At 75.2% G+C, this 25,179-nt stretch carries 23 protein-coding genes; 12 read left to right on the forward strand and 11 right to left on the reverse strand.

Going from position 1 to position 25,179, the window contains the following annotated elements; genetic code table 11:
- Nucleotides 1-2: 2 nt before the first annotated feature.
- Together ABD994_RS21825 and ABD994_RS21830 are read right to left on the reverse strand one after the other, a co-directional pair.
- Nucleotides 3-668, reverse strand: coding sequence for a response regulator (locus tag ABD994_RS21825; RefSeq protein ID WP_345420057.1), 666 nt, complete (start codon nucleotides 666-668; stop codon nucleotides 3-5).
- Entirely contained in the window at nucleotides 665-1,978 is a 1,314-nt protein-coding gene (locus ABD994_RS21830; protein WP_345420060.1) for an ATP-binding protein, read from the reverse strand. The genes ABD994_RS21825 and ABD994_RS21830 overlap by 4 nt, the downstream gene beginning before the upstream one ends.
- A gap of 175 nt (nucleotides 1,979-2,153) precedes the next feature.
- On the opposite strand from ABD994_RS21830, the gene ABD994_RS21835 reads away from it, so the two are divergent.
- Nucleotides 2,154-3,374 carry a PspC domain-containing protein gene (locus ABD994_RS21835; protein WP_345420063.1) on the forward strand — a complete coding sequence of 407 codons (1,221 nt, stop codon included), beginning with the start codon at nucleotides 2,154-2,156 and terminating at the stop codon, nucleotides 3,372-3,374.
- Nucleotides 3,367-3,642 (forward strand): hypothetical protein, encoded by a 276-nt coding sequence (locus tag ABD994_RS21840; protein ID WP_345420066.1) that lies wholly within the window; start codon nucleotides 3,367-3,369, stop codon nucleotides 3,640-3,642. The genes ABD994_RS21835 and ABD994_RS21840 overlap by 8 nt, the downstream gene beginning before the upstream one ends.
- Nucleotides 3,643-3,707: 65 nt before the next feature.
- On the opposite strand, the gene ABD994_RS21845 is transcribed toward ABD994_RS21840, so the two are convergent.
- Nucleotides 3,708-5,654 (reverse strand): primary-amine oxidase, encoded by a 1,947-nt coding sequence (locus tag ABD994_RS21845; protein WP_345420069.1) that lies wholly within the window; start codon nucleotides 5,652-5,654, stop codon nucleotides 3,708-3,710.
- 46 nt (nucleotides 5,655-5,700) lie between these two features.
- Nucleotides 5,701-7,119, reverse strand: coding sequence for an APC family permease (locus ABD994_RS21850; protein WP_345420072.1), 1,419 nt, complete (start codon nucleotides 7,117-7,119; stop codon nucleotides 5,701-5,703).
- Between the two features lie 280 nt (nucleotides 7,120-7,399).
- On the opposite strand from ABD994_RS21850, the gene ABD994_RS21855 reads away from it, so the two are divergent.
- Both ABD994_RS21855 and ABD994_RS21860 read left to right on the forward strand, forming a co-directional pair.
- Entirely contained in the window at nucleotides 7,400-8,824 is a 1,425-nt protein-coding gene (locus ABD994_RS21855) for an APC family permease (protein ID WP_345420074.1), read from the forward strand.
- Complete coding sequence (locus ABD994_RS21860; protein WP_345420077.1) at nucleotides 8,821-9,552, forward strand: IclR family transcriptional regulator; 732 nt, start codon at nucleotides 8,821-8,823, stop codon at nucleotides 9,550-9,552. The genes ABD994_RS21855 and ABD994_RS21860 overlap by 4 nt, the downstream gene beginning before the upstream one ends.
- 123 nt (nucleotides 9,553-9,675) lie before the next feature.
- On the opposite strand, the gene ABD994_RS21865 is transcribed toward ABD994_RS21860, so the two are convergent.
- From ABD994_RS21865 to guaA, 3 genes are read right to left on the reverse strand one after another with little or no spacing between them, the layout of a single operon-like run.
- Nucleotides 9,676-10,899, reverse strand: coding sequence for an FAD-dependent monooxygenase (locus ABD994_RS21865; RefSeq protein WP_345420080.1), 1,224 nt, complete (start codon nucleotides 10,897-10,899; stop codon nucleotides 9,676-9,678).
- Nucleotides 10,900-10,945: 46 nt separating this feature from the next.
- Nucleotides 10,946-12,043 (reverse strand): aminotransferase class I/II-fold pyridoxal phosphate-dependent enzyme, encoded by a 1,098-nt coding sequence (locus ABD994_RS21870; protein ID WP_345420147.1) that lies wholly within the window; start codon nucleotides 12,041-12,043, stop codon nucleotides 10,946-10,948.
- 31 nt (nucleotides 12,044-12,074) lie between these two features.
- Nucleotides 12,075-13,634 (reverse strand): glutamine-hydrolyzing GMP synthase, encoded by a 1,560-nt coding sequence (gene guaA / locus ABD994_RS21875; RefSeq protein ID WP_345420083.1) that lies wholly within the window; start codon nucleotides 13,632-13,634, stop codon nucleotides 12,075-12,077.
- Nucleotides 13,635-13,711: 77 nt separating this feature from the next.
- On the opposite strand from guaA, the gene ABD994_RS21880 reads away from it, so the two are divergent.
- Together ABD994_RS21880 and ABD994_RS21885 are read left to right on the forward strand one after the other, a co-directional pair.
- The gene (locus ABD994_RS21880; RefSeq protein WP_345420086.1) at nucleotides 13,712-14,362 is read left to right on the forward strand and encodes a PadR family transcriptional regulator; all 651 of its coding nucleotides are present in this window, start codon (nucleotides 13,712-13,714) and stop codon (nucleotides 14,360-14,362) included.
- A complete protein-coding gene (locus ABD994_RS21885; protein ID WP_345420089.1) occupies nucleotides 14,359-15,711 on the forward strand; it encodes an FAD-dependent oxidoreductase in 1,353 nt (450 codons plus the stop codon). Before ABD994_RS21880 ends, ABD994_RS21885 begins: the two co-directional genes overlap by 4 nt.
- A 4-nt stretch (nucleotides 15,712-15,715) precedes the next feature.
- Here ABD994_RS21885 and ABD994_RS21890 read toward each other — a convergent pair whose 3' ends face one another.
- Genes ABD994_RS21890 through ABD994_RS21900 form a run of 3 tightly spaced genes read right to left on the reverse strand, consistent with a single transcriptional unit; the run spans nucleotide 15,716 to nucleotide 18,578 of the window.
- The gene (locus ABD994_RS21890) at nucleotides 15,716-16,771 is read right to left on the reverse strand and encodes a maleylacetate reductase (RefSeq protein ID WP_425550098.1); all 1,056 of its coding nucleotides are present in this window, start codon (nucleotides 16,769-16,771) and stop codon (nucleotides 15,716-15,718) included.
- A gap of 5 nt (nucleotides 16,772-16,776) precedes the next feature.
- Nucleotides 16,777-17,622, reverse strand: a complete 846-nt coding sequence (locus tag ABD994_RS21895; RefSeq protein ID WP_345420092.1) for a dioxygenase family protein — start codon at nucleotides 17,620-17,622, stop codon at nucleotides 16,777-16,779.
- The gene (locus ABD994_RS21900) at nucleotides 17,619-18,578 is read right to left on the reverse strand and encodes an amidohydrolase family protein (RefSeq protein ID WP_345420095.1); all 960 of its coding nucleotides are present in this window, start codon (nucleotides 18,576-18,578) and stop codon (nucleotides 17,619-17,621) included. The genes ABD994_RS21895 and ABD994_RS21900 overlap by 4 nt, the downstream gene beginning before the upstream one ends.
- 94 nt (nucleotides 18,579-18,672) lie before the next feature.
- Between ABD994_RS21900 and ABD994_RS21905 the strand changes: the two genes are divergently transcribed.
- Genes ABD994_RS21905 through ABD994_RS21915 form a run of 3 tightly spaced genes read left to right on the forward strand, consistent with a single transcriptional unit; the run spans nucleotide 18,673 to nucleotide 22,337 of the window.
- The gene (locus tag ABD994_RS21905) at nucleotides 18,673-20,232 is read left to right on the forward strand and encodes a bifunctional 3-(3-hydroxy-phenyl)propionate/3-hydroxycinnamic acid hydroxylase (protein WP_345420097.1); all 1,560 of its coding nucleotides are present in this window, start codon (nucleotides 18,673-18,675) and stop codon (nucleotides 20,230-20,232) included.
- 27 nt (nucleotides 20,233-20,259) lie between these two features.
- A complete protein-coding gene (locus ABD994_RS21910) occupies nucleotides 20,260-21,501 on the forward strand; it encodes an MFS transporter (protein WP_345420100.1) in 1,242 nt (413 codons plus the stop codon).
- 14 nt (nucleotides 21,502-21,515) lie between these two features.
- Nucleotides 21,516-22,337, forward strand: coding sequence for an IclR family transcriptional regulator (locus ABD994_RS21915; protein WP_345420103.1), 822 nt, complete (start codon nucleotides 21,516-21,518; stop codon nucleotides 22,335-22,337).
- A 3-nt stretch (nucleotides 22,338-22,340) separates the two neighbouring features.
- Here the strand turns inward: ABD994_RS21915 and ABD994_RS21920 are convergent, their stop codons facing one another.
- Complete coding sequence (locus ABD994_RS21920; protein ID WP_345420106.1) at nucleotides 22,341-23,450, reverse strand: cytochrome P450 family protein; 1,110 nt, start codon at nucleotides 23,448-23,450, stop codon at nucleotides 22,341-22,343.
- A gap of 75 nt (nucleotides 23,451-23,525) precedes the next feature.
- On the opposite strand from ABD994_RS21920, the gene ABD994_RS21925 reads away from it, so the two are divergent.
- The 3 genes from ABD994_RS21925 to ABD994_RS21935 all read left to right on the forward strand — a co-directional run bounded on the left by ABD994_RS21925 (nucleotide 23,526) and on the right by ABD994_RS21935 (nucleotide 25,174).
- Nucleotides 23,526-24,104 (forward strand): TetR/AcrR family transcriptional regulator, encoded by a 579-nt coding sequence (locus ABD994_RS21925; RefSeq protein ID WP_345420109.1) that lies wholly within the window; start codon nucleotides 23,526-23,528, stop codon nucleotides 24,102-24,104.
- A 55-nt stretch (nucleotides 24,105-24,159) separates the two neighbouring features.
- On the forward strand, nucleotides 24,160-24,798 hold the full coding sequence (locus ABD994_RS21930; protein WP_345420112.1) for a maleylpyruvate isomerase family mycothiol-dependent enzyme: 639 nt from the start codon (nucleotides 24,160-24,162) through the stop codon (nucleotides 24,796-24,798).
- Nucleotides 24,799-24,871: 73 nt separating this feature from the next.
- Nucleotides 24,872-25,174, forward strand: coding sequence for an HPr family phosphocarrier protein (locus ABD994_RS21935; RefSeq protein ID WP_345420115.1), 303 nt, complete (start codon nucleotides 24,872-24,874; stop codon nucleotides 25,172-25,174).
- Nucleotides 25,175-25,179: the final 5 nt, after the last annotated feature.

Raw genomic sequence — 25,179 nt, forward strand, 5'->3', positions numbered from 1 at the left:
GCTCAGACCAGCCGGCGGTCGGTGGCCCAGCGCGAGAGCTCGTGGCGGTTCGACGACTGCGTCTTGCGCAGCACGCTCGAGACGTGGGTCTCGACGGTCTTCACCGAGATGACCAGCTCGGCGGCGATCTCCTTGTACGACCAGCCGCGCGCGAGCAGCCGCAGGACGTCGCGCTCGCGACGGGTGAGCTGGTCGAGCTCGGGGTCGACGACGCCGGTGGCGCCCGGGCGGTCGGCGAAGGCGTCGAGCACGAAGCCCGCCAGGCGCGGCGAGAACACGGCGTCGCCGGCCTTCACCCGCACGACCGCGTCGGCCAGCTCGCGCCCCGAGATCGTCTTGGTGACGTAGCCGCGCGCCCCCGCCCGGATCACCGAGATGACGTCCTCGGCGGCGTCGGACACCGACAGCGCGAGGAACACGACCTCCGGGTGGTCGGGCCGCGTGCGGGCGAGCACCGCGGCGCCGCCGCCGTCGGGCATGTGCACGTCGAGGAGCACCACGTCGGGCCGGCGGTGGGCGATGAGCGCGACGGCCTCGTCGACCGACCCGGCCTCGCCCACGACGTCGACGGTGCGCCGGGCCAGCGACTCGAGCTCGGCGCGCACCCCGCGCCGGAAGAGCGCGTGGTCGTCGACGACCACCACCGTGACGGGCTGGTCGTCGCTCATCGTTCCTCCTCACCGTGGGTGGGCTGGGCACCGGCCCGCCGGCGGGGCAGCACGAGCCCGACCTCGGTGCCCTCGCCCGGCGTCGAGCGCAGCCGCACCCGGCCGCCGTGGCGGGTCATCCGGTCGCGCACCGAGCCCGCGAGGCCGCGCCGGTCGTCGGGCACCGTGTCGGGGTCGAAGCCGCAGCCGCGGTCGCGGACGAAGACCTCCACGACCTCGGGCTCCACCTCGGCGTAGACGTCGAGCTCGTCGACCCCGGCGTGCTTGGCCGCGTTGAGCATCGCCTCGCGCGCGGCGGCGACCAGCGCCGTGGTGTCCGGGTCGAGCGGGGCGTCGCCGACCACGACGGGGGCGACCCGCAGCCCGTAGTCGTCCTCCACCTCGCCCGCGGCGGCGGCCAGCGCGGCGGCGAACGTCGCGTCACCCGCGCCGGTCGCGCGGCCGGAGTCGCCGCCGGGCGGGCCGTAGAGCCAGGCGCGCAGCTCCCGTTCCTGGCTGCGGGCGAGGCGCCGGACCTCGCGCCCGGCGGTGTCCTCGCCCGCCTGCTTCTGGATCAGCGCGAGCGTCTGCAGGACGGAGTCGTGCAGGTGGGCGGCGATGTCGGCGCGCTCCTGGCCGCGGATGCGCTCGCGGCGCTCGGCGCCGAGCTCGCGCACCAGCCGCATCCACCAGGGGATCGTCAGCACCACGACACCGGCGATGGTCACCAGCACCGCGAGCAGGCCGAACTGCACCTGGGAGAGGTCGACGTTGCCGAGCAGGAACGCCGCGAGCCCGGCGGCCACGAGCAGCGCGCCCGCGAGCAGCCGCAGCAGCCCGACGCTGCGCCCGGCGAGCCACCGCGCGCGGCGCGGACCGCTGACGGCGGCGCCGCTGTCGGCCTCGCGCCACACCAGCGCGACGCCGGCGAGCACCACGCCGAGCGGCCCCACCACCCAGCCCGAGAGCTGACCGCCGAGGCCGGAGAGCACCAGCGCGAGCCCGACGCCCAGCGTCGCCAGGGCCAGGCCCTGCTGGCGCTCGCGCGGCGGCACGTCGCGCACCACCCCGCGCGGCTCGATCGGGCAGAACAGCCACAGCGCCGCGTAGGCGAGGAACCCGGAGCCCGCGGCCGCGACCAGCAGCACGAACACGAGCCGCACGCGCACCACGTCGACGCCGAGGTGGTCGGCGACCCCGCCCGTCACCCCGGCCACGACCGCGCCCTGGCGGCGCCGCCGGATGCGCGTCACGGCGACGGGCGTGGGCGCGATGGCGGGCGCCGGCGCCGGTTCCACCGGCGCCTCGACCTGCTCGTCCACCTCGCTCACGGACTCATCGTCACATGTCCCACGCCCGCGGTGGGGTGGGTCCGACCCGGGTGGTCCTCGGGGTCGTCCCGGGGTCGGGACCGGGGTGGCTCCCGGAGGTCCGGGGCCCGCGCGTCGAGCAGCGTCGGGTGGCAGCCGGCCCGCACGGGGTCCGTCAGCGAGGAGGATGAGGACGATGAGCAGTCCGGGGCAGGGGTCGCGGGCGCCGGCGGGAGCCGACGTCGGCGCGACCCTGCGCGAGATGTGGGCGACGCGGCCGGCCCGCCTCAAGGAGGACAAGAAGGTCGCCGGCGTCGCGGCGGCGATCTCGCGGCGCTACGCGATCGACCCGACGCTGGTGCGCGTCGCGTTCGTGGTGGGCCTGTTCTACGGGATCGGCCTGCTGGTCTACCTGGCCGGCATCCTGCTGCTCCCCCGCGTCGACGAGCGGGGCCGCCGCGAGACGCCGACGTGGGCGATCGTCGTCGGCTCCCTGCTCGGGATCGCCGCGGTGGCGTCGGCGTTCTCCGGCGACCTCGGCACGGTCATCGGCGTCGTCACGGCCCTCGGCCTGCTCTACGCGCTGCACCGCAGCCGCGGGCACCTGCGCGACCCGCAGCGTCCCGCCGCCGTGACCGAGTCGCCCGCCGCCACCGGCACCGCCGAGGAGGCGGCCGCCCGGCCCCCGTCGTGGGACCCCCTGGGGGCGGCCCCGTTCGCCTGGGACCTCCCCGAGCCCGCCGCCCCGCCGGCGCCGGTGGCGCCGCGCTCGCGGGTCGCGCCGGTCACGCTGGGGATCGCGCTGCTGGCGGTCGGCGCGGTCGCGGGCCTCGGCCTGCTCGGCCTGGTCCCGCTCGGGGTCACCCCGCTCGCGGCGACCGCCCTGGCCGTCGTGGGCGTGGGCCTCGTCGTCGCGGCCTTCCGGCGCCGCGGCCGGGGGCTCGTCGTGGCCGCCGTCCCGCTGGCCCTGCTGGTGGTCGCCGCGGCGAACGCCCCCGCGGGCGGGCCGTGGCGCGACGGGTGGCGCGGCGGCCCGCCGTGGGCCGTCGACGGGCCCGGCACCGTCCAGACCCTCGGCGACGCCTCCTGGTCGCCGGCCCCGAACGCGGTCGCCCCGGCCTACGAGACGGCCTACGGCGACGCCCGGCTCGACCTGCGCGGGCTGGCCGCGGTGCCGCCCGGCACCCCGCCGGTCCGCAGCCAGGTGCAGAGCGGCGCCGGGGACGTCACCGTGCTCGTGCCCGCCAACGCCGACGTCACCGCCGAGTGCACCTCGGGCGGCGGCGACGTCGACTGCCTGGGCCGGAACGACCAGGGCGGGCCGGTGCGCGACCTCGGACCCGACGGGCCCGGTGGCCCGGTGATCGACCTGCACGCCGTCAGCGGCGGCGGAGACGTGGAGGTGCGCCGTGGATGAGAAGACGCCCGACCAGCCCTACACGATCCACGAGGACGCGGACCGCGTCGGCGCCGTGGACACCGCGGACGACGACGCCGGCACGGACCCGGCCCGCCGGTCCGGACCCGACCCGCTGGCCCTCGTCGCCGGGCTGACCGCGATCGTCATCGCGGTCCTCGCCCTCACCGGCTCGCTCGCGGCCGTCGACCCGCGCTGGGTCCTCGCGATCGCGGCGGTCGGCGTCGGCTGCGCGGTCCTCGTCGTGACGCTGCGCCGGCGCAGCTGACCCTGCCCCGGCGGTTACTGGCTGGTATCGCTCGCTGGGCGAGCGATACCAGCCAGTAACGCGTCTCAGGAGTGGCAGTGGCCGTTGGAGGACGGCGGGACGTCCAGCGTGGGGTTCCGGTCGAAGAACCCGACCGGCACGAGCCGGAAGCCCGCGTAGTCGACGGGCATGATCGGCCAGTCCTCCGGACGCGGCACGTGGGTGAGGCCGAACGTGTGCCACAGGACGACGTCGGCGCCCCGGCCGCCCTCGTCGAGCGAGCGGTCCGCCGCGGTCCACTCCGGCAGGCCCGCGCCGCCCGGGTGCTGGTTGACGTAGTCGCCGGCCGGGTAGCGCTCGTCCGCGTCGTAAGCGGTGACCCACAGGTGCCGCGTCGCGAAGGCGGCCCGGCCCGCGACGACCGACGACGGGTCGGTCATCAGGGTCGGGCGCCCCTCGGCCTGCAGCGCGTAGGCCACCGGCCGGCCGTGGCGGTTGCGCGACGACGGGTTGACCACCTGCCAGCTGCGCGACGTCCCCGGGCTCGCCACCCGGCCGGCCTCGGACTCCCGGGTCAGCCGCGTACGCGACTCGGTGAACGCGTTGCCCCACGGGTTCGCGTCACCGACCGGCAGCGGGACCGCCTCGACCTCCTCGACCGCGTTCTCCGTGCCGTCGACGGTCATGTCGAGCCGCGCCGAGAACAGGTGCTGGTGGTACGGCAGGCCCAGGCCGGGGGCGACCTCGGTGGCGAACGCGTGCTCGCCCGAGGACATGCCCGAGGTGAACGGGATGCCGGTCAGCTTCGACTCGCACGCCATCGTGCCGTCGAGGTAGAGGTACCAGTAGAAGCCGTAGTCGTAGTTGCCGATGGTGGTGAAGAACGAGATGACCATCCGGCGCTGGCGGCGCGTCTCCTGGGCCTGCGTGAAGATGTCGGTGTGCTTCCAGAGCACGCCGTAGTCCTCCTCGTGCAGGCAGATCGCGTTGGTGATGGTGCGCGGCGAGCCGTCGTCGTCGGCCACGACGACGTCCATGTAGTGGATCTCGCCGAGGCAGTCGCAGCCCAGCTCGAGCGAGTTGGCGTAGCGGGCGAACATGTACTCGCCGGCGTCGAAGTAGTTCTGCCAGAAGCGCACCGGTGACGGGTCGCCGTAGGGCACCACCATCTCGGCGATCGACGCCCGGTAGACCAGCGGCCGGCCGTGGATGCCGATCTGGTGCAGGGTCAGGCCCTCGCGCTCGTTGAAGCCGATGCGCAGGTCCCAGCCCTCCCAGCGCAGCCGGTTGCCCTCGACGGTGAAGCTGACGCCCTCGGGCTGCGTGATCTCGATCGGCTTGAGCGTGGTGCGCTGCGGGCCGACCTGCTCGGGGTCGTCGAAGTTGCCGGGCTCGTCGGGGACGGGGATCTCGGCGTGGTCGATGACCCGGGTGACCTCGCGGCGGACGAGGTCGACGTAGGCGACGACGCCGTCGACCGGGTGGGCCCAGGGCGAGTCCTTCTCGTGGTCCTGGCGGAAGCCCAGCACCCGCGCCATCCGGCGCCCGGTCTCCTCCGGGTAATACGAGCCCGCCGACAGCGGCACGGCCCGCACGGTCGCCGGGTCGATGCCGCGCCGGCGCAGGGCGTCGCACCACTCGGACGACGCCAGGACGATCTCCTCCATGATCTCGAACTCGCTGTCGATGATCGGGAGCTGGCCGCTCGTCGCGGGGTCGAGCTCGACGGCGGTGTCGACCTCCCGGCGCGTGGCCGAGACGACGACGTCGCGGGAGGGCCCGCCGCTCATGTCGAGCAGCAGGACGCGGAAGCGCCGGTCGACGTCGTCGCCGTCGCGGAACGCGAGCACGGACGCCTTGTCGGGCTCCTCGAGCCCGGCGAAGCAGAAGCGCACCGCGTCCCCGAGCAGCCCGGCCTCAGCGAGGACCTCGCGGACGGCGTCGAACTCCTCGGCGGTGGCCAGGTCGAGCGGATGGGTCGCGGAGCCAGGCACAAGGCCGGTCGCGGTGGCGCGCGGGGCGGTGGCGGTCACGGGGTGATCACTCCTCCTCGAAGTGGATGTTCGGGACGATTCCGGCTCACGCCAGGTCGGGCAAGGGGCGGCGCCGCACCGCGCCCATGACGATCCCGACCAGGGTCACGAGCACCAGCACGCCGCAGATCGCGTACGCCAGCCCCGCCGAGCCGCCGAGCAGGGTCGTGAAGTTGCCGAGGGTGAGCCAGAGGCAGACCAGCAGCCCGACGAGGCCCAGGGCCGGGGCGATGCGCGTGTTCCAGACCCGGCGGTCGACCCGGTTGCGGGCGAAGAAGACCAGCACCGCGAGGCAGGTCAGCGTCATGAGGGCGAGGACGCCGACGGTCGCCGTGCCGCCCATCCACGCGAAGACCTGGGCGACGGGGTCGAGCCCGGCGACCGCGAAGATCGCGATCAGGACGAACGACAGCGCGGTGTGGGACAGCGACGCGACGTGCGGCGAACCGTGCCGGTCGTGGGTGCGCGCGCAGGCCGCGGGGAACGCGCGGTGCCCGCCGAGCGCGAACCAGTACCGCGCCGCGACGTTGTGGAACGCCAGGATCGCGGCGAACAGGCTGGTCACGAGCAGGACCGTGACGATGTGCAGCCCGATCGGGCCGAGCCAGTTCTCGACGGTCTGCAGCAGGAACGTCGCCGGGTCGGCGGCGGCCTGCTCCACCGCGGCCTGGTCGCCCCACGCCGACACGACCGCCCAGCTCGACACCGCGTAGAACACGCCGATGACGGCGAGCGCGACGTAGGTGGCGCGCGGGATCGTGCGCTCCGGGTCGCGGGCCTCGTCGCGGAACACGGCGGTGGACTCGAAGCCGATGAAGCTCGCGATCGCGAACATGATGGCGATGCCGACCGCGCCGGAGCCGATCTGGGCGGGGTCGAGCGCGGCGGTCGAGAGCCCCTGCGCCCCGCCGGAGGCGACCACCACGACGTCGAGCACGACGACGATGGCGATCTCGGCGACGAGCAGGACACCCAGCACGCGGCTGGAGAGCTCGATGTGCCGGTAGCCGAGGACGGCGACGATCGCCATGACGACGAACGTCCACACGAACCACGGCACGCTCGGGCCGCCGAAGCTGGTGACGAGCTCGTCGATCGCCGCGCCGATGTAGCCGTACACGGCGGCCTGGACCGCGGTGTAGGTGGCGAGGGCGAGGAACGCCGTGCCGAGCCCGAGGGGGCGGCCGAGACCCGCCCGCACGTACGTGAAGAACGCGCCGGCGTCGGGGACGTGCGGGCTCATCGCGCAGAAGCCGACGGCGAACAGCAGCAGCACGATCGCGCACAGCACGAACGTCGCGGGGAAGGCCGGGCCGTTCCCGGCGCCGACACCGAGCGGGATGGTGCCGGCGATGACGGTCAGGGGCGCCGCGGCGGCGACGACCATGAAGACGATGGACCCGACCCCGAGCCGCCCGGAGAGGCGGGACGTCGACGCGGGAGCGGATTCGGTGGGAACGGCCATGGCGACTCCCGGAGGGGACGGGGACAGGTGCCGGGGAAATGTCGCGGGTCACGTTTGCCGAGCCGTTCCGACGGGGTCAACCCCTCGTTGAGCTGGGTGGACCGGTGCGGGATCCGGTCTCCCACGAACGGGGCCCACCGCCCGGGAGCGTTCTCCGAACGGAGGACGCGGACTGTTCACGGGGGGCCGAACGAGAATCGTCGGCGCACGATTCTCATTCGGATCGCTCGTGCTCCGCAGGCACTTCGCCGCGGGCTGGGTTGGCTCTACGGTGACCGTCGTGACGCGCATCCCGGGTCTGCGGTCGCGCTCGCCGGTGGCCGGCCTGCGCCGCCGGACGCTGTCCCCGCTCGGGGTGTTCGCGCAGTCGGTGGCCACCACGGCGCCCGCCGGGGCGATGGCCTCGACGCCGCTGCTCGTCATCGCCGTCGCGGGCCGCGCGGCGCCGGTGTCGTTCGCGGTCGCCGCCGTCGTCGTCGGGCTCGTCGCGGTGTGCATCGCGGTGTTCGCCCGGCGGATGGCCGCCGCGGGCGGGCTCTACAGCTTCACCGCGCAGGGTCTCGGTCCCGGCGGGGCCTACGCGTGCGCGGTGTCGATGGTCGTCGGCTACGGGATGCTCGTCGCCGCGGCGTTCTTCGGGGTGTCCTGGTACGGCAGCGCGCTGCTCGCGCGGGTGTGGGCCGCCGCGGACGCCCCCGTCGTCGCGGCCGGGCTGGTCGTCGTGCTGGCGGCGGTCGTCGCGGTGTGCGCGGTGCGCGGCATCCGGCTGGCCGGCCGGGTGATGCTGGTGATCGAGTCGGTGTCGATCGCCCTGATCCTCGGCGTGCTCGTCGCGCTGGCCGTGACCGCGGGCCCCGCCCCGCCCGCCCCGGTGACCGGCGGCGCCGGGGGCGCGGTCGGCGGCCCGGTCGGCGTCGTGCTCGGGGTGCTGCCGGCCCTCGCGGCGTTCATCGGGTTCGACAGCGCCGCCGCGCTCGGGGTCGAGGCGCGGCGCCCGTTCGCCTCGGTGCCCCGCGCGATCGGCGCCACGGCGGCCGTCACCGCCGTGCTCTACCTCGTCGCGACGCTGCTCCTGCTGGCCGCGCCCGGCGCCACGGCCGGCGCGACCAGCCCGTCCTCGGCCGGCGACGGCAGCCTGACCTGGGCCGCGCTGCTCATGGACCTCGGCATCGTCGCGTCGTTCGGCGCATGCGCGCTGGCCGCGCTGACCACGCTCGTGCGCGTCCTGTTCTCGCTGGCCCGCGACGGGGTCGCGCCGGCGGTGCTGGGGCGCACCCACCGGCGCCACCTGACGCCGTCGGTGGCGATCGCGGTGGCGGTGCCCGTGCTCGTCGTGGTGGCCGTCGCCGGCGGGCTCGCCGGGGCCGCGCCCGCGGCGGTGTTCAGCGGCCTGCTCGCGGTCGCGACCCTCGCGTTCCTCGTCACCTACGTGCTCGTCTGCCTCGCCGCGCCGCGGTTCCTGTCCCGGATCGGGGAGCTGACCCGGGGCGTCGTGGTCGCCGCGGTCGTCGCCGCCGGGGCGCTGCTGGCCACGCTGGTCGTGGTGGTGCTCAACGCCGGGGTCGGCCTGCTGGTGACCCTCGGCGCGCTCGTGCTGGTGGGCCTCGCCGGGTGGCTGGTGCTGCGGCGGCGGCGCGCGGCCGCGCTGCGGACCATGGGCGTCTACGACGAGACGACCACCGCCGACGTGCTCCCCGCGGCGTGACCTCGCCGATCAGCGGCCGCCAGCCGCAGGCCGTGCGCAGCGCCCTGCGGATCCTCGAGGAGGTGGCGTCGGCCGGCGTCGGCGTCACGGCGAAGGAGATCTCGACGGCGCTGCGCATCCCGCCGGCGACCACCTACCGGCTGCTCAACCTCCTCGTCGCCGAGGAGTACCTGGTGCGCCTGCCCGACCTCGGCGGCTTCGCGCTCGGGCGGCGCAGCGCGAACCTCGCCCCGGCGCCCCTGACCGCCCCGACCGCCGCGCGGGCGGTGATGCACCGGCTGCGCGAGCGCGTGCGGTGGGGCGCGCACCTCGTGGCGTTCGACCGGCACCGCCTGCGGTTCCTCGACGCCGACCCCGACCACCCGCCGACCGACGCCGACGAGCTCTCCCGGCACCTGCACGCCAGTGGCCTCGGGCGCCTGCTGCTCGCCGAGGACGGCGACCTCCCCGACGCCCCGCTGACCCGCCTGACGCCGCAGACCGTCGTCGACCGCGACGAGCTGCGCCACGCCCTCGACGCCGTCCGCCGCGACGACCTCGCGCGCCAGTGCGGGGAGTTCCACGCCGCCCTGGGCTGCCTCGCCGTCGCGATCCGGGCCCCGGGCGACCGGCGCCTCGTCGCCGGGCTGGCCCTGACCGGCCCGGCCGACCGCGTCGCGGCGCCGAACACGGAGCTCATCGCGCTCCTGCGCGACCACGCGACCGACCTGGCCCCGTTGCTGGCCTGAGTGCGAGCAACGCGGCATTCCTGGCTCCCCACGCCAGGATCGCCACATCCTCGCCGGGACGACACGCGGGGCGTGCCAGCGTGGCGTCCACGCTGACACTCATCGTCAGGAAATCCGCCACGATCACGGCACGCCGGTCGCGATGACCTCCACGGGCGCGGGCACGTCGACGCGGTTGCGCCGCCCGGCGAGACGGGGGAACCCCGGCACGCGGGCCAGGGCCCGCAGCACCGTCGGCGGCCCGTCGTCACCGGCGGCGATCCGCGCGGCGGCCGCGCGCTCGGTGCGCACCTGACCCTGCTGCTCGCGCTCCACCGCGGGACGCCGGGACGCCTCGAGCCCCGCGGCCGCGGCGTCGAGCTGGGCCGGGTCGGGCGGGGTGCGACGCAGCGGGCCGACGAGGCGGTTGGCGAGGTCGGCCGCGTCGGCGAGGGCGAGGTTGATCCCGTTGCCGCCGACGGGCGAGATGACGTGCGCGGCGTCGCCGAGCAGCACCAGGCCGGGCCGGCTCCACGTGTCGACGGTGGTGATCCGGACCGGCAGCAGCGTCAGGTCGGAGACGTCGCCGAGGTCGTCGAGCCGGCCCTCGAGCCACGGCAGCACGCCCACCGCGGCATCGCGCAGGGCGTCCACCCCGCGGGCCCGGACGTCGGGGAGCGAGCCGGCGCGGATCGTCCAGCCGAGCTGCCAGTCCTCCCCCTGGTCGAGCAGGGCGACGCTGCCGGTCGGCGTGCCGAACAGGTCCAGCCCGGAGTAGACCGGGTCCTCGGCCCGACGCGGGAGCGCGTGCCAGAGGATGTCGAGGCTCGCGCCGAGCTCCGTCGCGGCGATCCCCGACGCCGCGCGGACCTTCGAGTTCCGCCCGTCGGCGCCGACGACGAGCGCGGCGTCGAGCTCGTGCTCCACCGCGTCGACGGTGTACACGACGCCGGACACCCGCCCGTCGCCGTCGTGCCGGAGCGTGGAGAAGCGCGCGCCCATGAGGATCTCGGCCCCGTGCGCGCGGGCGTGGTCGGCCAGCCACGGCAGGAACTCGGCCTGCGGGATCAGGGCGTAGAAGGGGAAGCGCCGGCTCGCGCCGCGGTAGTCGACGAGCGTCCAGGTGCGCTCGGCGGTGTGCCAGCGGAACGCGTCCGAGCGCGTGTGGGGCACCTCGTCGAGCAGCGGCTCCGCGAGCCCGAGCGTGTCGAGGTACTCCAGGACGCCGGGCGCGAGCGTGTCGCCGCGGAAGCGCCGTGCGAAGTCGCGTCGCGACTCCAGCAGCGTCACCGACGCCCCGCCCCGGGCCAGCAGATAGGTCAGCAGGACCCCACCGGGCCCGCCTCCGACGACCACCACATCACTCACTCCATCATCGTACCTCTCGATGATGGAGAGAAGCTCGGGGAACGCGTCAGAGCTTGCGGAGGCGCAGGAGGGCGTCGGCGAGGACCTCGTCGCGCTTGCAGCACGCGAAGCGGACCTGGGTCTCGACGCCCACCGGCGAGGCGTGGAACACCTGGTTCGGGACGGCCGCGACGCCCACGCGCTCGGGCAGGGAGCGGCAGAACTCCAGCGAGTCGGTGACGCCCAGGGGTGCGACGTCGGCGGTGACGAAGTACGTCGCCTTGGAGTGGAACACCTCCAGGCCGAGGTCGCGGAGGCCCTCGGTGAGCAGGTCGCGCTTGCGGCCGAGGTCGGCGCCCAGGGCCTCGAGGCGCTCGTCGGGCAGCTCCAGCCCGGTCGCGATCCCGTGCTGCAACGGCGTCCCGGCGGCGAACGAGAACCACTGCTTGACGCCGAGCACCTTGCCGACCAGGTCGGCCGGCCCCGTCGCCCAGCCGATCTTCCAGCCGGTGACGGAGAACGTCTTGCCGCCCGAGCCGACGGTGATCGTGCGCTCGAACATCCCGGGCAGGGAGGCGATCGGGATGTGCCGCTCGTCGTCGAACACCAGGTGCTCGTAGACCTCGTCGGACAGCACCACCAGGTCGTGCTCGATGGCGATGTCGGCGATCGACTGCAGCTCGGCACGCGAGAGCACGGCGCCCGTCGGGTTGTGCGGGGTGTTCAGCACGATCATGCGGGTGCGGTCGGTGACCGCGGCGCGCACGGCGTCGGCGTCCACCGCGTAGTCCGGCGCGTGGATGCGCACCGGCACCAGCCGGGCGCCCAGCAGCTCGGCGGTCGCGCCGTAGAGGTCGTAGTAGGGCTCGAGCGCGATCACCTCGTCGCCCGGGCGCAGCAGCGCGGTCATCGCCGACGACAGCGCCTCCGAGGCCCCCGAGCACACGACCACGCCGCCGTCGGCCGCGACGTCCAGGCCGTACCAGTGCCGCTGGTGCTCGGCGATGGCCGTGCGCAGCGACGCGATGCCGACGGCGGGCGGGTACTGGTTCCAGCCCTTGTGCATGGCGGCGACCGCGGCGTCGACGACCTCGCGCGGGCCCGGGGTGTCCGGGAACCCCTGGCCGAGGTTGATCGCGTCGTGCTCCAGCGCGAGCCGGGACATCTCGCTGAAGATCGTCTCGGCCACTACCCCATCACTCCCACTCGATCGTCCCCGGCGGTTTGCTCGTCACGTCCAGCACGACGCGGTTGATCTCGACGCACTCGTTGGTGATCCGGGTCGAGATGCGTTCGAGCACGTCGTAGGGCAGGCGCGTCCAGTCCGCCGTCATCGCATCCTCGCTGGAGACCGGCCGCAGCACCACCGGGTGGCCGTAGGTCCGCCCGTCGCCCTGCACCCCCACCGACCGCACGTCGGCGAGCAGCACCACCGGGCACTGCCAGATCACCTCGTCCAGCCCGGCCGACGTCAGCTCCTCGCGGGCGATCGCGTCGGCGCGCCGCAGCGTCGCGAGCCGCGGCGCGTCCACCGCGCCGATGATCCGGATGGCCAGCCCCGGCCCCGGGAACGGCTGGCGGCGCACGATCGTCTCGGGCAGCCCCAGCTCGGCGCCGACCCGGCGCACCTCGTCCTTGAACAGCGCCCGCAGCGGCTCCACCAGCGAGAACTGCAGGTCGTCGGGCAGCCCGCCGACGTTGTGGTGCGACTTGATCGTCGCCGCCCCCGACCCGCCGCCGGACTCGACGACGTCCGGGTACAGCGTGCCCTGCACGAGGAAGTCCGCGCCCTTGCCCTCGCTGACCGACCGGGCCGCACCCTCGAACGCCCGGATGAACTCGCGCCCGATGATCTTGCGCTTCTCCTCCGGGTCGACGACGCCGTCGAGCTCGCGCAGGAACGTCCCGGCCGCGTCGACGGTGACGAGGTCGACGCCGGTGGCGGCGACGAAGTCCCGCTCGACCTGGCCGCGCTCGCCCTCGCGCAGCAGGCCGTGGTCGACGAACACGCACGTCAGGCGGTCGCCGATCGCCCGCTGGACCAGGGCCGCGGCGACAGCGGAGTCGACGCCGCCGGACAGCCCGCAGATCGCGCGGCCGTCGGGGCCGACCTGCGCCCGGACCGCCGCCACGGTCTCCTCGATGATGTTGGCGGTGTTCCAGTCCGCGTCGACGCCCGCGACGTCGCGCAGGAACCGGCGCAGGACCTCCTGGCCGTGCGGCGAGTGCCCCACCTCGGGGTGGTACTGCACGCCGGCGAAGCGCCGCTCGACGTCCTCGAACGCCGCCACCGGCGCCCCCGGCGACGACGCCGTCACCGTGAAGCCCTCGGGCGCCCTCGTGACGCCGTCGCCGTGGCTCATCCACACCGGGTGGGCGTCGGGCAGGTCGTCGTGCAGGCGCCCCGGCGTGCCCACCGACAGCTCGGTGCGCCCGTACTCCCGCGCGCCGGTGTGCTCGACGACCCCGCCGAGCGCGCCGGCCATCAGCTGGAAGCCGTAGCAGATGCCGAACACCGGCACCCCGGCGTCGAACAGCGCCGGGTCGACGCTCGGCGCCCCGTCGGCGTACACGCTGGCCGGCCCGCCCGAGAGCACGATCGCCGCCGGGTCCTTGGCGAGCATCTCGTCCACCGGCGTCGAGTGCGGCACGACCTCGGAGTACACCTGCGCCTCGCGCACGCGGCGGGCGATGAGCTGCGCGTACTGGGCGCCGTAGTCGACGACGAGGACGGGGCGCTCACCACTGGCGGTCACGCGCTCCATTGTCCAGACGGCCGCGAGCGACCCACCCTTGCCGTCATAGTGTCGACGACACTAGTGTCTGCATCACCATGACCCAGCGCTCCGGCCTCGCCCTCGCCGTCCTCGCCCTCGCCGCGGAGGAGCCCATGCACCCGTACCGGATGCAGCAGCTCCTGCGGGAGCGCGGGAAGGACCAGGTGGTCAACGTCGGCCAGCGCTCGCAGCTCTACAAGACGATCGACCGGCTCGTGCGCGACGGGCTGCTCGTCGCGCGGGGCACCGAGCGGGAGGCGACGCGCCCCGAGCGCACGGTCTACGCGGTCACCGACGCCGGTCGCGAGCTCGCGGTGACGTGGACGCTCGACATGCTCACCGCGCCGCGCCACGAGTTCGCCGAGTTCACCGCCGCGCTGTCCTACCTGCCGCTGCTCGACCCCGAGGTCGCCGCCGACGCGCTGGCCCTGCGCCTGTCCGACCGGCGCAGCGAGCTCGAGCGGCAACGCCGCGAGCTCGACCACGTCCGCGACGTGCTGCCCCGCGCGGTGCTCCTCGACAACGAGTACGCCCTCGCCCACCTCGAGGCCGACGTCACCTACCTCGCCGGCCTCCTCGACGACCTGCGCTCCGGCGCCCTGACCTGGGACCGTGCCGAGCTCCTGGACATCGCACGCCGGCTGGACGCCGGCACGGAGACGGAGCGCAGCGGAGCTCGACCCATCGATGCGGAGGAAGCACCATGAAGGTCATCATCATCGGCGCCGGCACCGGCGGGATGTGTCTCGCGCACGGGCTGCGGCGCGCCGGCATCGAGGTCGCGGTGCACGAGCGCGACCGCACCCGCACCAGCGGGCTGCACGGTTACCGCGTGGGCATCTCGCCCAACGGCGCCCGGGCGCTCAAGGCGTGCCTCGACCCCGAGCTGTTCGCGACGTTCGTGGCCACCACGGCCGCGCCGTACACGACGCTCGCCATGCTCACCGAGCGCTATCGGACGCTGATCAGCATCGACTTCGCCGACCTCCCGCACACCAGTGGCGAGCCCCAGGACAGCGAGCACAACGTCAGCCGCATGACGCTGCGCCAGGTGCTGTTCACGGGCATGGAGGACGTCATCACGTTCGACCGCCGGTTCACCCACTACACGCAGCACCCCGACGGCCGCGTCACGGCGCACTTCGACGATGGCAGCGAGGACACCGGCGACCTGCTCGTCGGCGCCGACGGGGCGAGCTCGCGGGTCCGGAAGCAGTACCTGCCGCACGCGACGCACACGGAGACCGGACTCGTCGCGATCGGCGGGAAGACGCTGCTCACCGAGCGCTCCGAGCACCTGGTGCCCGAGGAGGTGCGCCACGGGTTCGGCATGTACTTCGACCGGCGCGGCCAGTTCGGGATCACGCACATGATGCGGATGCCGTGGGGAGCCGGCGGGACACGCAGCGGAGCGGAGCTGGCCCCTGGATCGAACGACGAGGACCTGATCGCCCGCTACCCCGGCCTGCGCTTCGATAACACCACCGACTACGTCTCGTGGGCGATCACGACGTCGCGCTCGATCGCGCCGCCGGACCTCCTCGAGCGCACCGGGCAGGACGCCGTGGCCCTCGCCGGCGAGCTCAGCGAGGGCTGGGACCCGCGCTGGCTCGACCTCATCGCGACGTCCGACCCCGGCTCGACGGTGGCGCTGGGCATCCGCACGGCCGACCCCGTCCCGGCGTGGACGCCGAGCACCGTGACGATGGTCGGCGACGCCATCCACACCATGACCCCCGGCCGCGGGGCCGGCGCGAACACCGCGCTGCGCGACGCCCGCGAGCTGCGCGACCGCCTGGTGCGGGTCCGCGACGGCGAGCTCTCGCTGCTCGAGGCCGTCGGCGAGTACGAGGACCTCATGCGCCGCTACTCCTCGCTCGCCGTGCGCGAGTCGCTGGAGTTCATGAACGACAACGGCACCGCCCGCCGCCCGGTGATCGGTCCGCTGTCGGTGCTGGCGCAGCGCACGGGCATGCGGGTGATCGACCGCATCCCGCCGGCCAAGCGCCGGATGGCCCGCGGGATGCAGAAGGTGCGCGACTCGGAACTGGTCTGAGTGGCTAGTACGCCGCCTCCAGCAGTGCGGTGAGCCCCTCCCGCGTCACCGGCGCCGGGTTCGCGTAGGGCTGGGCGAGCACCCGGTCGACGACCGACGGCAGCCCGTCACGGGGCATGCCGATCGCCGCCAACGACGTGGGCGCACCGAGCTCGCGGGCCCGGCCGGCCAGGGCCTTGGCCACGGTCTCCGGGTCGGCGGCCACGCCCAGCGCCCGGCCCAGCGCGGCGACCGCCGCGGGGGCGGACGGCCCGTTGTACGCGACGACGTGCGGCAGCACGACCGCGTGGGTCTCGGCGTGCGGCAGGTCGAACGAGCCGCCGAGCACGTGGCAGAGCTTGTGGTGCAGCGACATCGTCGTCGCGCCGAGCACGGCGCCGCACAGCCAGGCGCCCTGCAGCGCCCCGGCGCGGGCGTCGAGGTCGTCGGGGCGCTCCACGATCGTCGGGAGCGCCGCGAGCAGCGACCGGACCCCCTCCTCGGCCATCAGCGCCGTGATCGGCGTGCCGTCCGGGGCCCACAGCCCCTCGACGGCGTGCGCGACGGCGTTGAGCCCGCTGGTCACCGACAGCCCGACGGGCAGCGTCCGCGTCAGCTCCGGGTCGTAGACGACGGTGCGCGGCAGCACCGCGCGGTCGCGCCCGGTGCGCTTCTCGCCGTCCTCGGTGAGGCCCCAGATCGGGGTCATCTCCGAGCCGGCGTAGGTCGTCGGCACAGCGATGACCGGCAGGCCGTGGCGCAGGGCGACGGCCTTGCCCAGCCCGACCGACGACCCGCCGCCGAGCGCGACGCACCCGTCGGCGCCCAGCTCTCGGGCTCGGTCGGCCGCCGCCGCGGCGATCGCCGCCGGCACGTGCTGGCGGGCCTGCGGGAAGACCCCGGCGGCGAGGCCGCCGAGCCCGTCCGCGGTCGCCTGCAGCGCCGCCTCCTGCTCGGGCGTGCCGAGCACGAGCACGCGGCGCAGGCCGAGGCGGTCCACCTCCGCCCCCAGCTCGGCGCGGCGCCCGGCACCGAAGACCACGCGCATCGGCAGCGCGTCGTGCACGAAGGAGAGGCTCACGGCGGTCACGGTACGACCGCGGGGACGAGCACGACCTCGACGTCGGCGTGCCGGAACGGCCGGTCCATGCCGTCCTCCTCCGAGTCGTCGGGGGCGAAGTCGACGACGAGGCCCTCCTTCACCGCGAACACCGCGTCGGCGTCGAGGTACGGGCTGCCCGCGACGAACAGGTGCGTCGTCAGCGTCGCGAACCCTGGCGCACTGACGAGCAGGTGCACGTGCGCGGGCCGGTAGGGATGCCGGCGGGTGGCCCGCAGCAGGTCGCCGACCGGCCCGTCGGTCGGGATCGGGTAGTGGCCGGGCACGACCGTGCGGAACCGGAAGCGCCCGTCGGTGTCGGCGTGGAAGAGCCCGCGGCCGTTGCCCGCGGGCTGCCGCCCGGGCTCCTGGACGTCGTAGAACCCGTCCTCGGTGCACTGCCAGACGTCGATCTCCGCGCCCGGCACGGGGTCGCCCGACGGGTCGACGACCCGGCCGGTGACGAGGGCGCGCCGCCCGCCGCCGAGGTCGTCGATGCTGTCGCCGAGGGCGCGCGGCGGGGACGCGGTCAGGTGGAACGGGCCGAGGACCGTGCCCTCGGTGCCGCCGGACCCGACCGGCGGCCCGTTCAGGGTCTCCACCAGCGACGACACCCCGAGCACGTCGGAGAGCAGGATGAACTCCTGGCGGGTGTCGTCGCAGGCGGCGCCGACCGCGGTGAGGAACCCGATCGCGGCCTCCCACTCCGCCGTCGTCGGCGCCACCTCGCGGACGAGCTCGTGCAGGTGCACGACGACCCGCTCGAGGATCGTGCGCAGGCGCTCGTCGGGGGTGTCGGTGAAGCTCGCGACCGCCTCCTCGGTGACGCTCACAGCCGCAGCAGCCGCTCGGCGTTCCCGTGCGCGATCTTCTCCCGGTCGGCCTCGCTGATCGGGGCGGTGCGCAGGAACTCCGTGGCGACGTCCATCTCCTCGAACGGGTAGTCGGTGCCGAAGAGGATGTGGTCGGACCCCAGGGCGAGCAGCGAGCACAGCAGCGGTGCGGCGGAGCACACCCCGCTGGTCGTGATGTAGAGGTTGTGCCGCAGGTACTCCGACGGGCGGCCGCGGGCCAGCTCGATGCCGTGGTGGGCGTGGAAGTCCCAGCGCGAGTCGAGGCGCCACAGCGTGAAGGGCAGCGCCTCGCCCATGTGCCCGAGCAGGAGCTTCGCCTCGGGGAAGTCGTCGAACACGCCACCGAAGATCAGCCGCAGCGCGTGCGAGGCCGTGTCGGTGCCCCAGCTCCACATCGGCCCGATCAGCTCGGGGTGCCCCGAGAGCACGTGGGCGGCGTCGACGCCGTTGGCCGGGTGCAGGTAGAGCGGCACGTCGAGGCCCTGCGCGTACTCCCACACGACCCGCAGCTCGGGGTCGTCGAGGTAGCGGCCGTGGGTGTGGGCGTTGACCAGCGCGCCGCGCAGCCCGAGCTGGGTCACCGAGCGCTCGAGCTCCTTCGCCGCGGCCTGCGGGTCCTGCAGCGGCAGTGCGGCGAACCCGGCGAAGCGATCGGGGTGCGCCTCGATCGTGCCGGCGAGCAGGTCGTTCACCGCGGCGGCGCGGGAGACGGCGAGCGCGGCGTCCGGCTCGGCCTGCAGTCCCGGGGAGTTCAGCGAGAGCACCTGGACGTCGAGCCCGGCGGCGTCCATGCGCTCGAGCCGGGCGCCGGTGAGGTCGGTGAGCCGGCGCGACATCTCCTCCCAGACGTGGGGCTCCGCGATCGTCGCGGTCCCCGCCCCGTAGGGCGCGAGCTCCGGGGTCACGAAGTGCTCTTCCAGGCCGATCGTCCGCATCCTGCCCTCGCTCCTGTTTTCACCATCGTGCATTGACTTACTCAATGATGAATCCTACGGTTCGGCGGTGTCAAACCTCACAGGAGGAGAACGCATGATCGAGACCGACGACGCCGACAGGACGGTCGACGTGGCCGTCGTGGGCTACGGCCCGGTCGGGATGGTCACCGCGGCGCTGCTCGGTGCCGCCGGGCACCGCGTCGTCGTGCTGGAGCGCTACGCCGGGCTCTACAACCTGCCGCGGGCGGCGATCTTCGACGACGAGACGATGCGGACGTTCGCGCGCCTGGGGATCGCCGAGGAGCTGCTGCCGCGGATCCACGTGCAGCACAACTACGAGTGGCGGAACGCCGCGGGCGAGCTGCTCATCGAGCACCACTTCGCCACGAGCGGCCGCAGCGGCTGGGCGGAGTGGTACATGATGTACCAGCCCGACCTCGAGGCGGCGCTGGACGAGCGCGTGCGCGCCGCCGGCGTCGACGTCCGGCTCTCCAGCCCCGTGACGGGCCTGGTCGAGCACGCCGACCACGTCGAGCTGGCGGTCGGCGGCGGGCAGGCCGTCCGCGCGCGGTGGGTGATCGCCTGCGACGGCGGCAACAGCTTCGTGCGCGGCGCGCTCGGGCGGACCATGGACGACTACGGCTTCTCCGAGCCGTGGATGGTCTGCGACTTCCGCTTCCGCGACCCCGCCGCGGCCCCGGCGGTGCCGACGGCCCGCCAGGTCGGCGACCCGGCCGGCCCGACCTCGATCATCTCGCTGGGGCCCGCCCACCACCGGTTCAGCTACATGCTCGACTCGGTGGAGGACTTCGCCGTCGAGCGCGACCCGGACAAGGTCTGGGCCCGCACCCGGCGCTGGCTCTCCCCCGACGACGCCGAGCTCATCCGCGTCGCCACCTACACGTTCCGCTCCCTGGTCACCGACCGGTGGCGGGTGGGGCGCACGCTGCTCGCCGGCGACGCCGCCCACCAGATGCCGCCGTTCCTCGGCCAGGGCATGTGCTCGGGCATCCGCGACGCCGCCAACATCGCCTTCAAGCTCGACGCGGTCCTGCGCGGTCGTCTCGAGGACGACGTGCTGGACACCTACCAGCAGGAGCGCGAGCCCCACGTCCGCGCGGTGATCGAGAAGGGCATCGAGCTGGGCCGCCAGCAGACGGTGCGCGACCCCGCGGCAGCCGCCGAGCGCGACCGCGTCCTGCTCGCGCGGCGCGCGGCCGACCAGCACCCGGAGAAGATCCGCTTCCCGGGTCTGGTCGAGGGCCTGGTCGTCCCCTCGCCCGGCGCCGGGGAGCTGATGGTGCAAGGCATCGTCGACGACGGCACCCGCCGCGACCGGCTCGACCAGGTCGTCGGGGCCGGGGCGCACCTCCTGCTCGACGCCCGGCGGGTGAGCCTCGACGACGCCCTGGCCGGCGCCCTCGCCGACGCCGGGGTCCGCGTCGTTCCGCTGCTCCCCGACGGGCCGGCGCCCGCCGGCCTCGTGGTCGACGCCGAGGGCACGCACCTCGCCTGGCTCGCGGCCCACGGCGCCGTGGCCGTCGCCGTCCGGCCCGACTTCTACGTCTACGGCACGGCCGGCGACCCGGCCGCCGCCGACGCCCTCGCCCGCGCGTTCGCCGCCGATCTCGGCGCGCCCGCTCTCGTCCACTGATCCCCGCCGACGCCGCCAGGAGACACCGTGCCGACATCCCCGACCGCCCCACCCACCCGCGCCACCGAGCGCCTCGTCCTCGTCCTGTCGGCGGGCTTCGCCGCGCTCGAGGGCTACGACCTCGCCTGCTACGGCGTGACCGTCCCCTCCCTGCTCAAGGACGGCGCGATCGGCGCCGACAAGGCCGCGGCCGGCACCGTCGGGTCACTGGTGGCGATCGGGATGCTGCTCGGCGCCGCTGTCTGCGCGGCGACCATCCGCCGGGCCGGCAGCCGCCGCCTCCTGCTGGGCGGCGCGGCCCTGTTCTCGCTCGGGATGCTGGTCTGCGCGATCGCGCCGACCTTCGCCCTGTTCGGGGCGGCCCGCCTGGCCGTGGGCGTCGGGCTGGGCATCGTGCTGCCGACGGTGACCGCCTACGTCGCCGACCTCTCCGCTCCGGAGCGCCGCGCCCGCAACGTCGGGATCATGATGTCCGGCTACGCGGCCGGCGCCCTGCTCGCGCCGCTGCTCGGCGCGGCCCTGCTGACCGGCGGGAGCTGGCGCTGGATCTACGTCATCGGCGCCGCCCCGGCCCTGGTGCTGCTCCCGCTCGCGCTGCGCATGCTCCCGGAGAGCCCGGTGCACGAGGAGTCGGGCGGCCGGTCCCGCGGCGACCTGCTGGGGCTGCGCCCGCTGCTCGCCCCCGGCGTCCGCGGCGCCACGCTGCTGTTCTGGGCGATGTCGTTCTGCGGCCTGCTGCTGGTGTTCGGCATCAGCACCTGGCTCCCGACGATCATGCAGACCGCCGGCTACTCGCTCGGGTCCTCGCTGCTGCAGACCGCGGCCCTGTGGGTCGGCGCCGGCGTCGGGATGGTCGCGGGCGGCCGCATCGCCGACCGCGTCGGGATCAAGCCCGTCGTCGCGGTCGCGTTCCTGGCCGGCGCCGCGAGCCTGCTCGTCATGAGCGCCCGCCCGGCGCTGGGCCTGCTGTTCCTCCTGATGTTCGTCGGCGGCCTCGGGCTCATCGGCTCGCAGGTGCTCACCAACGCCTTCATCGTCGGTCACCACCCGCCGGAGCTGCGCGGGCGCGCCATCGGCTGGGCGCTGTCGATCGGGCGGCTCGGCGCGATCGTCGGCCCGCTCATGGGCGCCGCGATCCTGTCCTCCGGGCTCGGCGTGGCGTGGAACTTCTACCTCTTCGCCATCCCGGGCGTGCTCGGGGCGCTGCTGGCCGCCGCGGTGCCGGAGATCCGGGCCCGCAGCACCGTCCGGGAGCCCGTCGACGCGTGACTAGGGTCGGGGCCGTGGCGCGCGCCGGGACGGACGACGACGACCCGGGCGCGTCGCGGCAGGGCATCCAGTCGGTCGAGATCGCGATGACCGTGCTCACCGCGCTCGAGCAGGGCGCGGGCCCGATGAGCCTCACCCAGATCGCGCACGCCAGCGGCATGGGGGCGAGCAAGGCCCACCGCTACCTGGTCAGCCTCGGGCGGGCGGGCCTCGTCGCCCAGTCGCGCAGCACCGGGCTCTACGACATGGGCCCGGCGCTGCGCCGGCTCGGCGCGGAGTCGCTGCGGCGCATGGACGAGGTCGGCCTGGTCTCGGAGTACATCCCCGGCCTGCGCGACCGCACGGGCCACGCCGTCAACCTCGCGGTGTGGGGCGACGCCGGCCCGGTGATCGTGCGGTGGGACTACGGCTCGTACGCCCTGCCGATCACCGTCCGCGTGGGCGCGACGATGCCGATGCTCGCCTCGTCGGTGGGCCGGGTCTACCTCACCCACCTCCCCGCGACGCTCACCGCGCCGGTGGTGCGCGCCCAGGTCGCGAGCGCCGCCGACGAGGAGCGCTCGGACCGCGAGGTGGCCCGGATCGTCGAGGAGGTCCGCCGTCGCGGCTACGCGCTGACCTCGGGCGGGGTCGTCCCGGGGGTCGCGTCGCTGGCCGCGCCGGTGTTCACCACCGGCGAGTCGCTGCCGCTGGTGGTGGCACTGGCCCTGCCGGCCCGCGAGGCCACCGACGCGGTGGTCGACGAGGTCGCGGTCGCGCTGCTCGAGACCACCGCGGCGATGTCCGCCGAGCTCGGGCACGTCGCCGCCGCGGCCCCCACCCGCCGGCGGGCCTGACCGTCAGCCGTCGACGAGCACCGGCAGCGCGAGCGGCCCGGAGTCGACCTCGCCGCGGTGCCAGGGCACCTCGGCCAGGGGGACGGCGAGCCGCAGGCCCGGCGCGGCCCGGGAGAGCTCGACGAGCGCCGCGGTGACCTCGAGGCGGGCGAGCGCGGCCCCGAGGCAGTGGTGCGGGCCGCGTCCGAAGCCCAGGTGCGGGCCGGTGCGGGCCGGGTCGTGGTTGGCCGCCTCGATCCGCAGCAGCACCCGCTCGCCGGCCGCGATCGCGACCCCGCCGAGCTCCAGGTCCTGCTGGGCCCACCGCGGGAACACCTCGACGCCCATCCGCCGGACCAGGTCCTCGACCACCGCCGCGACCTCGGCCCCGGGACGCTCCGCCAGCCCGGCCAGGGCGCCGTCGCGCAGCAGGTGGACCACGGCCACCGCCAACCCGCTGCGGACCGTCAGCACGCCCGCCGCGAGCAGCGCGGTCACCAGGGCGACCAGCTCGCCGTCGGACAGCCGGCCGTCCTCGGCGTCACGGACCGCGACCAGCGCCGAGAGCAGGTCCTCCCGCGGCTCCGCGCGCGCCGCGGCCACCAGCTCCGCGGTGAAGCCCGTGAGCGCGCCCCACACCCGTTCCGCACCGGGGTCGCCCAGGTCGGCGCCGAGCGCGTCCTCGACCAGCACCCGGAACCGCTCGTGCAGGGTGACGCCGAGCAACTCGCCGAGCGTCGCCACCGCCAGCGGGGCGGCGAGGACGTCGACGAGGTCGACGGGCGCGCCGGGCGTGGTCGCGGCCGCCACCAGCGCCGCGACGCGCTCCCGCACGATCGCCTCGACCCGCGGCCGGAGCCGCTCGACCCGACGGGCGGTGAAGGCGCGGGCCACGAGGCGGCGCAGCCGGTCGTGCTCGGGACCGTCGCGGAAGAGCGAGGCGCGCTCGTCGACGGTCACGCCGGGCGGCACCAGCCCGAGACGGGGGTCGGTGAGGCCGGCGGCCACCAGGTCGTACGCCGTGACCAGCCATGCCGGCCCGCCGTCGGCGGCAGTCACCCGGGCCACCGGGGCGAGGTCCGCGTAGCCGGGCGGGGTCACCGGGTCCGGGCGGTCGAGCGGGAGCGTCGTCATCGCGGTCCTCCTGTCGCGTTGCAGGTGCAACGTAAACGAGGTGGCATTGCGGGTGCAACGTGACACACTGGCGCCGTGCCGAAGCTGGTCGACCACCACGAGCGCCGGACCCTGCTCGCCGACGCCCTGCTGCGGGTGGCCGCCGAGCGCGGGCTGATGGACGTCAGCCTGCGCCACGTCGCCGCCGAGGCCGGGGTCACCGCGGGCATGGTGCAGCACTACTTCCGCACGAAGGACGAGATGATGGTCTTCGCCCTCGACGTCGTGGCGGCGCGGGTGGCGGCCCGGCTGGACGCCGAGGAGGTCGGTGCCACGCCCCGGGCGCGCGTGCGGACCCTGCTGGTGCAGCTCCTGCCCCTCGACGCGGCCCGGGAGCTCGAGGGCCGGGTGGCGGTCGCGTTCCACGCCTACGCCGCCGCCCGCCCCGACGTCGCGGTCCGCCTGCGAGACGACACCCGCGGGATGCGGGCCGCGATCGCGCACGAGGCCCGGACCGCCGGCGTGGCGGCGCTCGACCCCGAGGCCGCGGCCACCGGCCTGCTCTCCCTCGCCGAGGGCCTGGCCGTCCACGTGCTCGGCGGGCACCTCGACGGCGGGCACGCCCTCGCCGTGCTGGAGGCGCACCTCGACCTGGTCCTCGGGCCGGAGCGATGACTCCCGGCGCCGGCGCCCGTCCCACCTCCGACACCCCGCACCAGGAGGAGCGACGATGACGGTGACGACCGACGACCTCTGGACCGCCGCCCGCACCGAGCGCGCCGCGCTCGCCGACGACCTCGCCGGCCTCACGCCGGAGCAGTGGGCCACCCGCTCGCTGTGCGGCCGTTGGACCGTCGAGGAGACCGTCGCCCACCTCACCGCCGCGGCCAGCGTCGGCCCGTGGCGCTGGCTGCGCAGCGTGCTCGGCGCCCGGTTCGACGTCGACCTCCACAACGACCGCCGCCTCGCCGAGCACCGCGGCGCGACGCCCACCGAGACCCTCGAGCGCTTCCGCGCGGTCGTCGGCAGCACGACGTCGACGTGGGGGCCGACCGCGGCGTGGCTCGGCGAGGTCGTGGTCCACGCCGAGGACATCCGGCGCCCGCTCGGCCTGCAGCGCACCCCGCCCGCCTCCGTCACGACGCCGGTGGCGGCCTTCGTCGCGAGCCGCGACTTCACGGTCGCCGGGAAGACGGTCAGCTCCGGGCTGCGCCTCGAGGCCACCGACGGCCCGTTCGCCACCGGCGACGGCCCCCTCGTGACCGGCCCGACCCTCGCCCTCGTCATGGTCATGGCCGGGCGTCCGGCGCACCTCGACGAGCTCGACGGGCCGGGCGTCGCGACGCTGCGGGAGCGCGTCACGGGGTGATGTCGGCCGTGGAGGGTTCCCCGCAGGGGGCCGCGCGGGACAGCCTCCACGGATCGTCGTCGCAGGAGGAGCCATGCCCAGCCGCACCGTCGTCGTCGCGTCTCCGCACGGGCTCGGGGAGGAGGCCGCCGGCCGCTTCGCCACCACGGCCCGCGCGCAGCCCGCGCGGGTCCACCTCGTCGTCGCCGACGGCCGCTCGGCCCAGGCCCGCAGCGTGCTCGGCGTGGTCGGGCTGGGGGTGACCGCCGGGCAGGAGGTCACGCTGACCGCCGACGAGCACGAAGCGGGTGCGGACGCGAGCCTCGACGTCCTGGCCGCCCTGCTGGCGCAGGACCTCGAGCCCGACGACGAGGAGGCCGTCGGGCTCGAGGCCTGACGCCG

This window comes from Actinomycetospora chlora (assembly GCF_039542135.1).
Lineage (GTDB): Bacteria > Actinomycetota > Actinomycetes > Mycobacteriales > Pseudonocardiaceae > Actinomycetospora > Actinomycetospora chlora.